Raw genomic sequence first — 14,348 nt, forward strand, 5'->3', positions numbered from 1 at the left:
ACTCGAGGACTGCCTGGCGTTGCGTTCGCAGGCACTGCCGCGCACGGCATGCCTGCTGCTCAGGACATTCTGCCGGACGCCCTGACGAGCACGTACGGCAGCACAGCTCGCCCTAGCCGTGCCACGAACGCCAGAGCGTCGCGTAGACGCCGTCCCTAGTTACCAGCTCGGCGTGGGAGCCAAGCTCCACGACACGACCCGCGTCGACCACCGCGATGCGGTCGGCGTCGCGTGCGGTCTGCAGGCGGTGCGCGATCGCGATCACCGTGCGGTTCTCCCGCACGGCCGCGATAGCGCGCTCCGCGTGCCGGGCGGTGGCCGGGTCGAGTGAGGACGTGGCCTCGTCCAGCACCAGCGTGTGCGGATCGGCGACCTCGACACGGGCGAGCGCGAGTTGCTGGGCCTGCGCGGGGTCGAGTTCCACACCGCCCGCGCCGAGCAGCGTGTCCAGCCCTTCGGGCAACTCGTCGAACCAGCGCGCGCCGACGGTGCGCAGCGCTTCGAGCAGCCGTCCATCGACTGCGTCCGGGGCCGCCATCGCGAGGTTCTCCCTGACCGTGCCGATGAACACGTGGTGTTCCTGCGTCACCAGCACGATCCGTTGTTCGCCCGCGGCCACGAGGTCGGCGACAGGCACTCCGCCGACGAGCACCGATCCCTCGGCCGGCCGGTCGACACCGGCGATCAGCCTGCCCAGCGTCGACTTGCCCGCGCCCGAGACGCCGACGATCGCCAGCCGTTCTCCCTGCTGCACCACGAGGTCGACGCCGTGCAGCACCTCGTGGCCGTCCACATAGGAGTAACGAACGCCTTTCACCTCGATGCGGTCGCCGGCGGGCTCCCCCACCGCGGGTGGGGGTTCGGCGTGGGCCCCGATGCCTTCGATCCGGGCGAACGACGCGCCGCCGCGCTGAAGGAACTCGACCCAGAACAGGATGCGGTCCATCGGCTCCACCAGCCGCCACACCCACAGCACCGCCGTGACGACGACCTCGATCCGCACCCCGTCGGCCGCGTAGAAGAACCCGCCGACGAGCAGCACCAGGACGGCCGGCAGGACGTTCACGAAGGTGGTCACCGGGAACAGCACGTTCCGCAGCCGCAGGGTGCCCAGCCGGGTGCGGTACGACCGCGCGATGGCGCGGTCCGCGGCCGCCACCATCCGAGCCCTCAGCCCGTACGTCTCGATCGTCCGGCTGCCCTCGCCGACGGCGGCGGAGATCTCCGCCACGTCCCCGTTGGCCGCGCTCTCCGCGAGGTACGCCGCACGCGCGCGGCGGAGGTACCAGCGCACCACCCACACCACGAACGGCGTCCCGGCGAGCGACACGAGGCCGAGCACCGGGTCCAGCCAGAACACCGCCGCGAACACGACCAGGACGTGCACGGCCCCCGCCAGCACCTCGGGCACGCCGTCCCGCAGGGCCTGGCCGACCGTGCCGACGTCGCTCGTCACACGGGTGAGCAGGTCGCCGGTGCTCAGCCGGTCGACCACCCGTGCGGGCAACGCCAGGGTGCGCGCCACCGCCTCCTCCCGCAACGAGGCGAGGAAGCGTTCGCCGAGCCTCGCCGTCCGCAGAGCGCTGTACCGCACCAGCAACAGGTGCGCCACGGCGGCGCCGAGCACCCCGAGCGCGATCTGGTCCACAGTGGACAGCGTCAGCGAACCGGCCTCCACCCCGCCGACGATCTTGCCGAGCAAGTAGGGCCCGACGAGCCCGGACAACGCCGAGAGCGCCGTGAGCAGGAGCACCACGGCCAGCTCACGCCGTTCGCCCCGCAGCAGCCTCACGGCCGCCTGACGCACCTCACGACGATCCGCGATCGGCAGCCCGGTCACCGGCTCTCCTCCAGGTGCACGACCTTGTCCGCCTGCCCCGCCCACAACGGCGACGACGACACCACGACGGTGGTCCTCCCCGACCGGCTCTCCCGCACCCGCTTCGCCACCGCGGCCTCGGTGACCGCGTCGAGCGCGGACGTCGGCTCCACCAGCACGAGCAGGTCCGCCTCGCTCAGCAACGCCCGCACGAGCCGCAGGCGCTGCCGCTGACCGCCGGACACGTTGCGCCCCTGCGACTCCAGGTGCGAGTCGAGCCCGTCCGGCATCGCCTCCACGACGTCCACCGCGGCCGCCGCGTACAACGCCTCGTCCAGCTCGTGGTCGAGGTGCTCCCCCACCGACACCGCCTCGCGCACCGTTCCCGCGAACAGGTAGTCGTCATTGTCCGCCACCACCCCCGGCAGCCCGTCGACAGCAGCCCTGGCCTGCGTCGCGTTCGTCGCGACGACCACCGTCAGCGCGCCGTTCTTCACGTCCAGAGGCTCCGAGTCGGCGCTCTCCTCAGGCCGCAGGCGAAGGACGTCCACGACCCGACGCGCAGATACGAGCGCACGGGGAATCGCGTCCGCGCCCTCCATGAAGAAGGCGACCGGCACGGTGAGCGTGGTGACGTACAGGTACACCGCGAGCATCTCCTCGACGGTGATGGCCCCGCTCACCACCATCCGCGCCACGATCCACGTGACCACGGCGAGGAACAGCGCGGGCAGCCCCCACGTCAACGCCTGCACCCAGCTCAGCCACGCCGACACCCGGTAGCCGTCCTCGAGGACCTCCCGCGACAGCCCCCGGAAACGCGACTCGAACGCCTGCTTCCCACCGACCCCGGACAGCACCCGCAGCCCGCCCACGATGTCACCCGCCCGCGAGCTCAGCTCCCCCTGCCGCTGCCGGTAGGCGGCCTCCACGGAGTGCAACCGCCGCAGGACGGGCCCGGTCACCACGGCCAGCACCGGCACGCCGAGCAGCACCACGACCGCGACCAGCGGCGAGATCCGCACCAGCAGCACCGCCGTGACCCCGTACGCGACCACCGCCCCCACGCCAGGCCCGGTACTGGTCAGCGCGTGCGCGATCCGCGCCGTGTCGCCGTTCTGCAGGTACGTCATCTCCCCGGTGGAGAGCTTGCGCCGCACCACCCCGCCGAGCCGCGTGACGTGCCGGACGACGATCTGCGCCGTGCGCAACGAGGCATCGGTCCGCACGAGCGTCATCGTGCTGTGCCGGGCGATGAAGACCAGGGCCAGCCCCACGGCCACCGCCAGCAGGGCACCGCACCACCACAGCAACGCGACCCGGTCGCCACCCCGCAGACCCTCTTCGACGGCCCGTGAGATGAGGTACGGCGGCAGGACGAGCCCGCACATCGAGAGCGACCCCCACCACGCCCCGGCGAGCACCCGTCCCCGCTGCGCGAGCACGAGCCACCACAGGTACCGCCAGGGTGATCGGACGTCCGGCGTACCGGGGTCGTCGTAGGGGACGTGTCGGGCCATGCCCTGACCTTGCCATCACCCGGCGGGCGCCACGACCGATTTCGCCTTCAGCCCAATCGCACCAACGGCCGTTGCGCCCAACGCCGCGATGAACGCGAACGCGTAGAAGCCCCAAGGATGCGCCAATCCAGCCGTGAGCAACGCACCGCCGAGCAACGGCCCACTGATGGCGCCGAGCCGTCCAACGCCGGCAGCCCACCCGATGCCCGTGGCCCGGTTCTCCTCGTAAACCCGCCCCGCGTAGGCATAAACGAGCACCTGCGCGCTGAACACGAAGCACCCGGCCAAGAACACGGCGACGTACACCCCGACGCCGGGCAACTTGATGCTCAGCAACGCCAAGAACACCACGGCTCCAGCGAACCAGCCGATGGCCGCAGGCCGGATCCCGACGCGGTCGGCAACAGCGCCGGCGATCAGAAGCCCGACCACAGCACCGATGTTGAGCGTCAGCAACAACGCGAGCGCGGTCCCCAACTCGTATCCGGCGCTGCGCATGATCTGCGGCAACCAGGTGTTGAGCCCGTACACGAGCAACAGCCCCATGAACGACGCCACCCAGAACGCGATCGTCGCCTTCCGCAGCCCGGGCTTGAACAGCGACCCGACCGCCTCCAGCGCGGGCGCCCTGCGCACCGCGGTCTCCGGCAAGTGCTTGACCATCAACGGGATCAGCACCAGCGCGGGCAACGCCCCCACCACGAACAGCGACCGCCACCCGATCTGCGGGATGAGCACGATCCCCAGCAACGCCGTGATGACCGCACCGACGTGGTACCCGGTCATGATCAACGTCGTGGCCCGCCCACCCTGCTGCGGCCGAGCCTCGTTGACCAGCGCGATGGCCGTGGGCAGACACCCGCCCAGACCCAGCCCGGCGAGGAACCGCAGCACCCCGAACGTCGTGGCGTCCGGCGCGAACGCACAGGCCAGCGTGAACACGGAGAAGCCCGCCACCGCGAAGATCATCACCTTGCGGCGCCCGATGACGTCGGTGATGGTCCCGATGACCAGCGCGCCGAGCATCATCCCGACCAGCCCGGCCGTGGACACGACGCTCGCACTGGCCGTGGTGAGCATCTTCTCCTGCAACAGCACGGGAATCACCGTGCCGAGCACCACGAGGTCAAAGCCGTCGAGCAGGACAGCGGTCCAGCACAGCGGCAACACCCACTTGTTCACGCGCTTCTCCTCGTCGAGGGCCAGGTGACGCTCTGCATCGTGCGACCTGGGACCGTGCGCGCGGGAGTGCGGTTTCCGCCCAACGGAAACGTCATGACCCCGGAAAGCCCGAAGGGCCGTCCCTCCACAGAGGAGGAACGGCCCTTCGGAAAGCCAGGACTCAGCTCAGTTGCCGGCCAGCTTCTTGGCGTTGGCCTCGACGTCGTCCAACCCGCCGCAGGAGAAGAACGCCTGCTCCGGGAAGTGGTCGAACTCGCCCTTGCAGACGCGGTCGAACGCCTCGACGGTCTCCTTGATCGGAACGAAGGAGCCCTTCTGGCCGGTGAACTTCTCCGCGACGAAGAAGTTCTGGCCGAGGAAGCGCTCGAGGCGACGGGCGCGACCGACGAGGACCTTGTCCTCCTCGGAGAGCTCGTCCATGCCGAGGATGGCGATGATGTCCTGCAGCTCCTTGTACTTCTGCAGGATCCTCTTCACCTCCTGGGCCACCCGGTAGTGCTCCTCGCCGACGATCGACGGCTCGAGGATTCGAGACGACGACGACAGCGGGTCGACGGCCGGGTAGATGCCCTTCTGGGAGATCGGACGGGAGAGCTCCGTCGTCGCGTCCAGGTGGGCGAAGGTGGTCGCCGGGGCGGGGTCGGTGTAGTCGTCAGCGGGCACGTAGATGGCCTGCAGCGACGTGATCGACTTACCGCGCGTCGAGGTGATGCGCTCCTGGAGCTCACCCATCTCGTCGGCCAGCGTCGGCTGGTAACCCACGGCGGAAGGCATGCGGCCCAGCAGGGTCGACACCTCGGAACCGGCCTGGGTGAAGCGGAAGATGTTGTCGATGAAGAGCAGCACGTCCTGGTTCTGCACGTCGCGGAAGTACTCCGCCATCGTGAGAGCGGACAGCGCGACGCGCATGCGCGTGCCGGGCGGCTCGTCCATCTGACCGAAGACGAGAGCGGTGTCCGGGAGAACACCCATCTCTTCCATCTCGAGGTGGAGGTCGGTGCCCTCACGGGTGCGCTCGCCGACACCGGCGAACACGGAGGTACCGGAGAACTCACGGGCAATACGCGTGATCATCTCCTGGATGAGCACGGTCTTGCCGACACCCGCGCCGCCGAACAGGCCGATCTTGCCGCCCTTGACGTACGGGGTGAGCAGGTCGATGACCTTGACGCCGGTCTCGAGGATTTCGGTCTTGCCCTCGAGCTGGTCGAACGACGGAGCCTTGCGGTGGATGCCCCACTGCTCGCCGTCGCGGCCGAGGCCGGGCTCGTCGAGGCAGTCGCCCAGGGCGTTGAACACGTGGCCCTTGACGACGTCGCCGACGGGCACCGAGATGGCCTTGCCGGTGTCCGACACGGGCGCGCCGCGGACCAGACCGTCGGTCGGCTGCATCGAGATGGTGCGGACGAGGTTGTCGCCGAGGTGCTGCGCGACCTCGAGGGTCAGCGTCTTGGCGACGGCCTCGAAGGTGATCTCCACCTTCAGGGCGTTGAACAGCTCGGGCACGTTGTCGCGCGGGAACTCCACGTCGACGACCGCACCGATCACCCGGACCACACGGCCGGTGCGGGTGGTGGTGGCAGTAGCACTCATGTCACTCATCACTTCCTGCGCCACCGGTAAGCGCGGCAGCGCCACCGACGATCTCGCTGATCTCCTGGGTGATCTGGGCCTGACGGGCCGAGTTCGCCGCGCGGCTGAGGTTCCGGACCAGCTCCGTCGCGTTGTCCGTCGCGGCCTTCATGGCCGTACGACGGGCAGCCGACTCCGAAGCCGCCGCCTCGAGCATGGCGGAGAACAGGCGAGTCTTGACGTACTTGGGCAGCATCGCGCCCAGCAGCGTCTCCGCACTGGGCTCGAAGTCGTACACCGCGCGCGGGCCCTTGGGGGTCTCGCCGGTGTACTCCACGTCCATCGGCGCGATCCGCCTGGCGGCCGGCGTCTGGACCAGCATCGACTTGAACTCGGTGTACACGACGTGGATCTCGTCCACGCCCTGCGCGCCGTTCTCCGTGCCCTCCAGGAACGCCTCCACCACCGCGTCACCGGCTTCGACCGCGTTCACGTAGTGCGGGGTCTGCGAGAACCCGCTCCACGCGCCCGTGACCTCGCGGCGGCGGAACTGGTAGTAGCCCTGGCCCTTGCGGCCGGCCACGTACAGCACCGGCTCCTTGCCCTCGGACCGGAGCAGCTGAAGCAGCTGCTCGGCGGCCTTGAGCACGTTGGCGTTGTAACCGCCGCACATGCCCTTGTCGCTCGTGATCACCAGCACCGCGGCGCGCTTCGGGTTCGTGCGCTCCGTCAGCAGCGGGTGGTCGAGGTTCGCCGAGGCCTCGGCCAACGCGGAGAGCACGTTCGTGATCTCTTCCGCGTACGGCCGGGAGGCCGCGACCCTGGTCTGCGCCTTCGCGAGGCGAGACGTCGCGATGAGCTCGTAGGCCTTCGTGATCTTCTTGGTCGAGTTGACCGTTCGGATCCGTTGGCGGAGCTCCCGAATCTGTGCGCCCATGGCTCAGATCACTTCTTGGTCGGCTCGGGCTTGTTGACCTTCACCGATTCCTGGCCGACCTTGTCGGCGTCGAGCGCCTTCTCGGGGGCCTCGTTGACGATCGTCGAGCCGTCCGACGCGGTGAACTGCTTCTTGAACTCGGTCACGGCGTCGACCACGCGACGCTGGGCGTCGTCACCGAACTGCTTGGTCTCGACGATCGAGCCCAGCAGGTCGGAGTGGTTGCGGCGCAGCGAGTCCTTGAAGTCGGCCACGAAGCGACGGATGTCGGCGACGGGGACGTCGTCCAGGTGGCCCTTGGTCGCGGCGAAGATCTCGACGACCTGCTCCTCGACGGGGACCGGGGAGTACTGGCCCTGCTTGAGCAGCTCGACCAGACGGGCACCGCGGTCCAGCTGGGCGCGCGACGCGGCGTCGAGGTCGGACGCGAACGCGGAGAAGGCCTCCAGCTCGCGGAACTGCGACAGGTCGAGGCGCAGCGAGCCCGCGACCGACTTCATCGCCTTGATCTGCGCGGCACCACCGACGCGGGAGACCGAGATACCCACGTTGACGGCCGGGCGCACACCGGCGTTGAACAGGTCGGACTCGAGGAAGCACTGACCGTCGGTGATCGAGATGACGTTGGTCGGGATGTACGCCGACACGTCGTTCGCCTTGGTCTCGATGATCGGGAGACCCGTCATCGAGCCGCCGCCCATCTCGTCCGACAGCTTCGCGCAACGCTCGAGGAGACGCGAGTGCAAGTAGAAGACGTCGCCGGGGTAGGCCTCGCGGCCCGGCGGGCGACGCAGCAGCAGCGAGATGGCGCGGTACGCCTCGGCCTGCTTGGTCAGGTCGTCGAAGATGATCAGGACGTGCTTGCCCTGGTACATCCAGTGCTGGCCGATGGAAGAACCGGTGTACGGAGCCAGCCACTTGAAGCCCGCGGAGTCAGAAGCGGGGGCGGCGACGATCGTCGTGTACTCGAGCGCGCCCGCCTCCTCCAGCGCGGTCTTGACGCCCGCGATGGTGGAGCCCTTCTGGCCGATGGCGACGTAGACGCAGCGCACCTGCTGCTTGGGGTCGCCCGACTCCCAGGCCTTCTTCTGGTTGATGATCGTGTCGATGCAGACCGCGGTCTTGCCGGTCTTGCGGTCACCGATGATCAGCTGACGCTGACCGCGACCGATCGGGGTCATCGCGTCGATGGCCTTGATGCCGGTCTGCATCGGCTCGGACACCGGCTGGCGCTGCAGCACGGAAGCGGCCTGCAGCTCGAGCGCGCGGTTGTCGTCGGCGACGATGTCACCGAGGCCGTCGATCGGCTGGCCCAGCGGGTTGACGACGCGACCGAGGAAGCCGTCGCCGACCGGCACGGACAGGACCTTGCCCGTCCGGCGGACTTCCTGGCCCTCTTCGATCTTGTCGTAGTCACCGAGGATGACCGCACCGATGTTGCGGACCTCGAGGTTCAGGGCGACGCCGAGGACGCCGCCGGGGAACTCGAGCAGCTCGTTGGTCATCGTGCCCGGAAGGCCTTCGACGATGGCGATGCCGTCGTAGGTCTCGGAGACGGTACCGACCTCTTCCCGGCTGACCTCCGGGGAGTAGCTCGAGACGTACTTCTCGATCGCACTGCGGATCTCGTCCGACGAGATCGTCAGCTCCGCCATGTCGTTCCTGCTCTCACTTCTTCGTTCTTGGGAAAGGGCTCGGGGGCTAGCTGGCGAGATTGCGGCGCAGTGCCGCCAACCGGCCGGCGATGCTTCCGTCGATGATCTCGTCGCCGATCTTGATCGTGAGACCGCCGGCCAGAGCCGGGTCGACCTCGACGTGCAGAGCGATCGGGCGCGAGTAGATCGTGGTCAGCGTCGCGGTCAAGCGGTCGACCTGCTCGGCGGTCAGCTCCACCGCGGACTTCACGTGCGCGACGGAACGCTGACGGCGCTTGGCCGCCAGGTCGGCGAGCTCGGAGAGCCCGTCCGCCACGCGCACCCCGCGGGGGTGGCGGATCAGCTGGTCCACCAGCGTCTTGGTGACCGGGCTGACCTTGCCCTGGATCAGGGAGCCGACCAGTGCGACCTTGCCGGCGACGTCACCGGCGGGGTCCGCCAGCAACAGCTCGAGCTCGTTCGAACCGGCCACGATGCGGCCGAGGCGGAACAGCTCGTCCTCGGTCGAGTCGAGCTGACCGTCACGCTCGGCGCGCACCAGCAGCGTGGTGCGGGCGAGCGACTCGACACCGTCGACGAGCTCGCGCGGGCTGGACCAGCGCGCGGTCACGACGGCGACCAGGATCTGCAGGGTCGCGTCGCTCACCTTGCCCGTGAACAGGCCGCGAGCCAGCTGCTCACGACCGCCGGCCTCCGAGGAGGCGTCGGCGAGCGAGCCGCGCAGCGTCCGCTGCTCGATCAGCAGGCCGAGCACGGCGAAGAGCTCCTCGCCGAGCTTGGCGAGGTCGTCCGTCGACGTGGTGGCGTCGGCCAGCTCCAGCAGCCGCAGTTCCGCGGCTGCCAGAGCTTCACGACTTGCGGCATGCAACGTCATCGGCTGCCTCTACTTGCCCGCGGGCGCCGCGACGGCGTCCAGCTCGTTGAGGAAGCGGTCGACGGTGCCACGGCGGCGGGCGTCGTCCTCGAGGGACTCGCCCACGACCTTGCTCGCCAGCTCGACGGCGGTGCGACCGAGGTCGGCGCGCAGCTCCGCGACGATCTGGGCGCGCTGGGCGTCCAGCTGGTGCTGGCCCTGCGCGACGATGCGCGCGGACTCGGCCTGCGCCTGCTCACGCAGTTCCTCGACGATCTGCAGGCCTTCGGCCCGAGCGTCGTCGCGGATGCGCGCGGCCTCGGCGCGAGCCTCGGCCAGCTGCTCCTTGTACTGCTCGAGAGCACGCTGAGCCTCGGCCTGAGCCTGCTCCGCCTTCTCGATGCCACCCTCGATCTTGGCAGTCCGCTCCTCGTACAGCGCCTCGAAGCGCGGCGCCACGAACTTCTTGATGACGAAGAGGAGGAGCAGGAACGCGACGAGACCGAGGATGATCTCCGAGGTGTGCGGAATGACCGGGTTGACCGGACCCTCCGCAGCCAGGATGAGGGTGTCCATCACGGTTTCTCCTAACGCGATCTGGATTCGGTCAGGCAGTCGCGATGAAGTACACGACGAAGCCGATCAGCGCGAGGACCTCGACGATGGCGAAGGTGGTCCACGCGAGACCGAGCAGCACGCCGCGGGCCTCGGGCTGGCGGGCGGTGCCGCTGATGACCGAGGAGAAGATCAGACCCACGCCGATGCCAGGGCCGATGGCCGCGAGGCCGTAACCGATGGCGGCAAGGCCCTGGTTCAGGTTGACGGCGTCCTGGGCGATCTGGAGAGCGCTCACTGTTGCTGTTCCCTTTCCAACTCGGTCCGCGAGAGTTCGCGGATCGGAGGCTTAGTGCTGTTTCTCAGTGCTCTTCTGCCAGCGCCATGCCGATGTAGCTGGCAGACAGCAGCGCGAAGATGTAGGCCTGCAGGCACATGATCAGTGCCTCCAGGAAGGTCAGCGCGATGGCGAAGGCGAAGGACACCGGCGCCACGATGACGGTGATCCCGCCGTTGAGCAGCAGGAACTCACCGGCCAGGGTGAAGACCAGCAGCAGGAGGTGACCCGCGAACATGGCAGCGAAAACTCGGATCGCCAGCGTGAGCGGGTTCAGGATGAACTTCTGGAAGAACTCGATCGGAATCAGCAGCGGGAGCACGAACCACGGCGCGCCCGGCGGAACCGTCTGGTGCTTCAAGTAACCCACGAAGCCGTGCCGCTTGAACCCGACGAAGTGGTACACCGGGTAAACGACGAGCAACGAAACGGCGAGCGGGAAGCCGATGTGAGACATCGTGGGGAACTGCACGATCGGGATGAGCCCGAACAGGTTGTTCACCAGGATGAAGGTGAAGATCGTGAGCACCAGCGGGATGAAGGGCTTGAAGTCCTTCGCGCCGATCTGCTCCCGGGCGATGTTGTTGCGCCCGAAGTCGTAAAGCGACTCGGCGGCGAACTGGAACTTGCCGGGAACGACCTTCAGGTTGCGGGTCGCCACAATGAAGAAGACGGCGATGATCACGATCGACAGCACCAGCAGGACCATCGGCTTCGTGACCGAGCCGAAGATCGGCGGGAGGAAGAAGTCCTTCACGCCGGGAGCGACGAACTCACTCCCCGAAGCCAGCAACTTGGTCACTGTGTTCCTTCCGGTTCTCCCGGCCGGCGTTCACTCCGCCGGGGGAATCGTCACGATCTGGACTTAACGTACCTTACGGTTCGCAAGCGACTACCAGAGGCACCCCTGCGATCGGGTGTCCCTGGTCACGCGGACCATATCAGCAGGTCTAAGCGCCGTCGGAGGCGGGGACCACCATCTGACTACGGCTCCGCTTGGAGGCTCTGGCCTCCAGGAACGACGTCACGAGGACGGTCGCCACCAGGGTGATTCCGAGTGCCTTGGGCTCGAGCCACGACTGGTTGCGCAGCAAGATCACCGCGAGTAGCAGCACGATCAGCTTGCCCATGAATCCACCGAGTGCGGCGACCATCACGAACATCGGATCCAGTGCGGCGGTCTTGCGCATCAACAACAGCGTCGCGAGGCTCGAACCGATGGCGATCGCACCACCGATCAATGACCCGTAGAGACCCGCGGTCCCCCAGATCACAGTTGACACGACGACACCGAGGACAAACGTGCCGAGCGCGGCCCACGCGGCCTCGCGGAACATTTCCCCGGCGAGTCGCTGGACGGTCAGCTCGTGCGTGACGGCCTTGTCCGCGTCGCTCATGTCCCGAAGTGTAGGAAGCCGCATTACAGCGGCTGCGGGCAGCCCTCGTTAACGGCGGTTAAGCGGTCCCAAACAAGATGGTGGACCAATTTCCCGGCCACCGAGGATCTGCGCGTTGAGCTCGGCGAGCCTCCGGCCGGGCCGAACTCCCAGCTCATCGGCGAACATCCGATGAACACCTCGATAGACTTCCAGCGCGTCCGCCGAACGTCCTCCGCGGTGCAACGCGAGCATCAGGAACTCGGCGAACCGTTCTCGCAGCGGATGCCGCCGAGTCAGCGCGCGGAGTTCGGGAACCAGTTCGCGGTGCGCACCCAGTTCGACCTCCAGCTCGATTCGGCGTTCCACCGCGGCGAGTCGCTCTTCGTCGATTCGATCGGCCTCGAACCTCATCGCCTCCGAGGTGATGTCGGCGAGCGCCGGACCGCGCCACAGCGACAGCGCCTCCCGGAGTTCACCGAGCTCAGTCCGAGCATCGGTGACGCGGTGCGCGACCAACCGGCGAAACCTGTGCAGGTCGACCTGGTCCGCCTCCACGTCGATGCGATAGCCCGTACTGCTGCGCACGATCGACGAACCGACGTGGCCCAGCGCGTGTCTCAAGCGAACGACGTACACCTGAAGGGTCGAGCTCGCCCGTGACGGGGGCTCGTCCCAGACGCGCTCGACCAAGTCGTTCTGGGACACCGGTCTTCCCGCGTGCAACAGGAGCGCGGCGAGCAGGGCGCGCAGCTTGGCCGCCTTGAGCGTCACCGCGCCGTCGTCGATCGAAAGCTCTCCGAGCAGACCGAACTCGCAGCTCTTCACAGCTGTTCCCCCCAGACTGTCAACCGCCAGGGACGCTACTCCGTTCGCCTACTTCTCATGTAGGTGAAATGGCGCAACGCATGGTTAGGGTCAGCCCAGTTGGCAACCACCGTTGGGGGATCCGATGAGCAAAGTTCGCACCGCTTCCGTCGCACTGGCAGCCACCACGGCAGCCCTGTTGGCGGCCTCGCCAGTCGCGCACGCGGACGAGAGCGGCATCAACGGAAGCGTCGCCGTGACCGCCGCGGGCAGTGGCGGCCACGTCAGGCAGGTCTGGGTCAAGACCAGCTCGATCGGCCCGTACATCGCGTTCACCGGGTTCTACCGGCTGTTCGGCCCGGACTACAACGTGACGTCGGAGACTCGCAAATGGGGCCAGAACAGCCTCTACTACCACGATGTCAACCGCGACTACGCGAACGGGCAGAAGCACTGCGCCGAAGGGTGGCGGCAGACGGACGACGGTTCGTTCGAGCTGATCGGGCGCCCCTGCGTGGAGAACCCGATCTGACCTCGTCAGGACTTGCTGCGGGCGTCCCTGAGCCGCGGGATCACCGAGACCACGAACGTCACAATCAGCCCGATGACGAAGCACGTGGCCACGATGATCGGGTCGAACAGCGTGAGAGCGACGGCGCCGAACGCCAGGACGCCGGCCCACAAGTAGATGAGCAGCACGGCGCGGCGCTGCGAGTGCCCGATCTCCAGCAACCGGTGGTGCAGGTGCATCTTGTCCGGGGAGAACGGGCTCTCGCCGCGGCGCGTGCGGCGGATGATCGCCATCAGCAGGTCGAGCAGCGGCACGAACAGCACGGCGGCGACCACGATCAGCGGCGAGAGCAGACCGAGCAGGTCGGCCGCGCTGCCGGTGGCCTGGTTGATCTTGCCGGACGCGCTGGTGGTGGCGGCGGCGAGCATGAGGCCGATGAGCATGGAGCCCGAGTCGCCCATGAAGATGCGCGCGGGGTTGAAGTTGTGCGGCAGGAAGCCGAGGCACGCGCCCGCCAGCACGGCGGCGATCAGGGCGGGCGGGTAGGCCTCGACGGCGCCCTGGCGTTCGACGAGCAGGCCGATCGAGAACACGGCCGTGGCCGCGGCGGCGATGAGGCCGATGCCGGCGGCGAGTCCGTCGAGGCCGTCGACGAAGTTCATCGCGTTGATCATCGTGACGGCGAGCAGCACCGTCAGCAGCGCGCCCTGGTTCTGGTCGAGGGAGATGGTCGCGCCGCCGTCCCACGGCACCCACGCGATCATCCACTGGAGACCGAACAGCACGAGGATGCCCGCCGCCGTGACCTGGCCGGCGAGCTTGGTGAGCGAGTCGAGTTCGAACCTGTCGTCGATCGCGCCCACGAGCACGATGACGCCGCCCGCGACGATGACGCCCCACGGGTCGTTGGAGAAGTCGAACGCCGCCCGCAGCACCGGCAACTGGTGCGCCACGAACATGCCGCACAGCACGCCGCCGTAGATGGCGACACCACCCATGCGCGGCATCGGCTGCACGTGCACGTCTCGTTGCCGCGGGTAAGCCACCGCTCCGAGCCGGAACGCCAACGCGCGCACCAGTCCCACGAGCAGGAACGTCACCACGGCAGCGATCAACGCGACGAGCAGGTACTCGCGCACGGGAAGGACGAACGAGGATGCGGGCCCCACGGGCCTACCAATCAATCGGGGGTGTTCGGGGTGCTCGCCACGGTACTCGCGGCGA

The 14,348-nt window shown here is 68.2% G+C and carries 14 protein-coding genes; 1 reads left to right on the forward strand and 13 read right to left on the reverse strand.

The window, feature by feature from the left end:
* Positions 1 to 112: 112 nt before the first annotated feature.
* The 12 genes from IE307_RS24085 to IE307_RS24140 all read right to left on the reverse strand — a co-directional run bounded on the left by IE307_RS24085 (position 113) and on the right by IE307_RS24140 (position 12,634).
* Positions 113 to 1,840, reverse strand: coding sequence for an ABC transporter ATP-binding protein (locus tag IE307_RS24085; protein WP_191301325.1), 1,728 nt, complete (start codon positions 1,838 to 1,840; stop codon positions 113 to 115).
* Entirely contained in the window at positions 1,837 to 3,339 is a 1,503-nt protein-coding gene (locus IE307_RS24090) for an ABC transporter transmembrane domain-containing protein (RefSeq protein WP_191301328.1), read from the reverse strand. Before IE307_RS24090 ends, IE307_RS24085 begins: the two co-directional genes overlap by 4 nt.
* 15 nt (positions 3,340 to 3,354) lie before the next feature.
* Complete coding sequence (locus tag IE307_RS24095) at positions 3,355 to 4,521, reverse strand: MFS transporter (protein ID WP_229905017.1); 1,167 nt, start codon at positions 4,519 to 4,521, stop codon at positions 3,355 to 3,357.
* Positions 4,522 to 4,686: 165 nt separating this feature from the next.
* On the reverse strand, positions 4,687 to 6,123 hold the full coding sequence (atpD, locus tag IE307_RS24100) for a F0F1 ATP synthase subunit beta (protein WP_229905018.1): 1,437 nt from the start codon (positions 6,121 to 6,123) through the stop codon (positions 4,687 to 4,689).
* Positions 6,116 to 7,030: a F0F1 ATP synthase subunit gamma gene (locus IE307_RS24105; RefSeq protein WP_191301333.1), complete on the reverse strand. Its 915-nt coding sequence runs from the start codon at positions 7,028 to 7,030 to the stop codon at positions 6,116 to 6,118. Before IE307_RS24105 ends, atpD begins: the two co-directional genes overlap by 8 nt.
* Positions 7,031 to 7,038: 8 nt before the next feature.
* Entirely contained in the window at positions 7,039 to 8,685 is a 1,647-nt protein-coding gene (gene atpA / locus IE307_RS24110; RefSeq protein ID WP_189154028.1) for a F0F1 ATP synthase subunit alpha, read from the reverse strand.
* A 46-nt stretch (positions 8,686 to 8,731) separates the two neighbouring features.
* On the reverse strand, positions 8,732 to 9,559 hold the full coding sequence (locus IE307_RS24115; protein ID WP_191301335.1) for a F0F1 ATP synthase subunit delta: 828 nt from the start codon (positions 9,557 to 9,559) through the stop codon (positions 8,732 to 8,734).
* Between the two features lie 9 nt (positions 9,560 to 9,568).
* A complete protein-coding gene (locus tag IE307_RS24120; RefSeq protein WP_191301338.1) occupies positions 9,569 to 10,114 on the reverse strand; it encodes a F0F1 ATP synthase subunit B in 546 nt (181 codons plus the stop codon).
* A gap of 31 nt (positions 10,115 to 10,145) precedes the next feature.
* Complete coding sequence (locus IE307_RS24125) at positions 10,146 to 10,391, reverse strand: ATP synthase subunit C-like protein (protein WP_191301339.1); 246 nt, start codon at positions 10,389 to 10,391, stop codon at positions 10,146 to 10,148.
* Positions 10,392 to 10,455: 64 nt separating this feature from the next.
* Positions 10,456 to 11,232, reverse strand: coding sequence for a F0F1 ATP synthase subunit A (atpB, locus tag IE307_RS24130; protein WP_191301341.1), 777 nt, complete (start codon positions 11,230 to 11,232; stop codon positions 10,456 to 10,458).
* A 148-nt stretch (positions 11,233 to 11,380) separates the two neighbouring features.
* A complete protein-coding gene (locus IE307_RS24135; protein WP_191301343.1) occupies positions 11,381 to 11,827 on the reverse strand; it encodes a Cg1360 family ATP-synthase-associated protein in 447 nt (148 codons plus the stop codon).
* A gap of 48 nt (positions 11,828 to 11,875) precedes the next feature.
* Positions 11,876 to 12,634, reverse strand: a complete 759-nt coding sequence (locus IE307_RS24140) for an AfsR/SARP family transcriptional regulator (protein ID WP_191301344.1) — start codon at positions 12,632 to 12,634, stop codon at positions 11,876 to 11,878.
* A gap of 124 nt (positions 12,635 to 12,758) precedes the next feature.
* Between IE307_RS24140 and IE307_RS24145 the strand changes: the two genes are divergently transcribed.
* Positions 12,759 to 13,145: a hypothetical protein gene (locus tag IE307_RS24145; RefSeq protein ID WP_191301347.1), complete on the forward strand. Its 387-nt coding sequence runs from the start codon at positions 12,759 to 12,761 to the stop codon at positions 13,143 to 13,145.
* 5 nt (positions 13,146 to 13,150) lie between these two features.
* Here the strand turns inward: IE307_RS24145 and IE307_RS24150 are convergent, their stop codons facing one another.
* On the reverse strand, positions 13,151 to 14,293 hold the full coding sequence (locus IE307_RS24150) for a glycosyltransferase family 4 protein (RefSeq protein WP_089921589.1): 1,143 nt from the start codon (positions 14,291 to 14,293) through the stop codon (positions 13,151 to 13,153).
* Between the last annotated feature and the right edge of the window lie 55 nt (positions 14,294 to 14,348).

The organism is Lentzea cavernae (assembly GCF_014653695.1).
Lineage (GTDB): Bacteria > Actinomycetota > Actinomycetes > Mycobacteriales > Pseudonocardiaceae > Lentzea > Lentzea cavernae.

Coding starts and splice junctions, on each gene's coding strand:
- IE307_RS24105 (WP_191301333.1), bottom strand. CDS start 7,030: ATGGGCGCACAGATTCGGGAGCTCCGCCAACGGATCCGAACGGTCAAC.
- IE307_RS24115 (WP_191301335.1), bottom strand. CDS start 9,559: ATGACGTTGCATGCCGCAAGTCGTGAAGCTCTGGCAGCCGCGGAACTG.
- IE307_RS24145 (WP_191301347.1), top strand. CDS start 12,759: ATGAGCAAAGTTCGCACCGCTTCCGTCGCACTGGCAGCCACCACGGCA.
- IE307_RS24135 (WP_191301343.1), bottom strand. CDS start 11,827: ATGAGCGACGCGGACAAGGCCGTCACGCACGAGCTGACCGTCCAGCGA.
- atpD (WP_229905018.1), bottom strand. CDS start 6,123: ATGAGTGACATGAGTGCTACTGCCACCACCACCCGCACCGGCCGTGTG.
- IE307_RS24120 (WP_191301338.1), bottom strand. CDS start 10,114: ATGGACACCCTCATCCTGGCTGCGGAGGGTCCGGTCAACCCGGTCATT.
- IE307_RS24090 (WP_191301328.1), bottom strand. CDS start 3,339: ATGGCCCGACACGTCCCCTACGACGACCCCGGTACGCCGGACGTCCGA.
- atpA (WP_189154028.1), bottom strand. CDS start 8,685: ATGGCGGAGCTGACGATCTCGTCGGACGAGATCCGCAGTGCGATCGAG.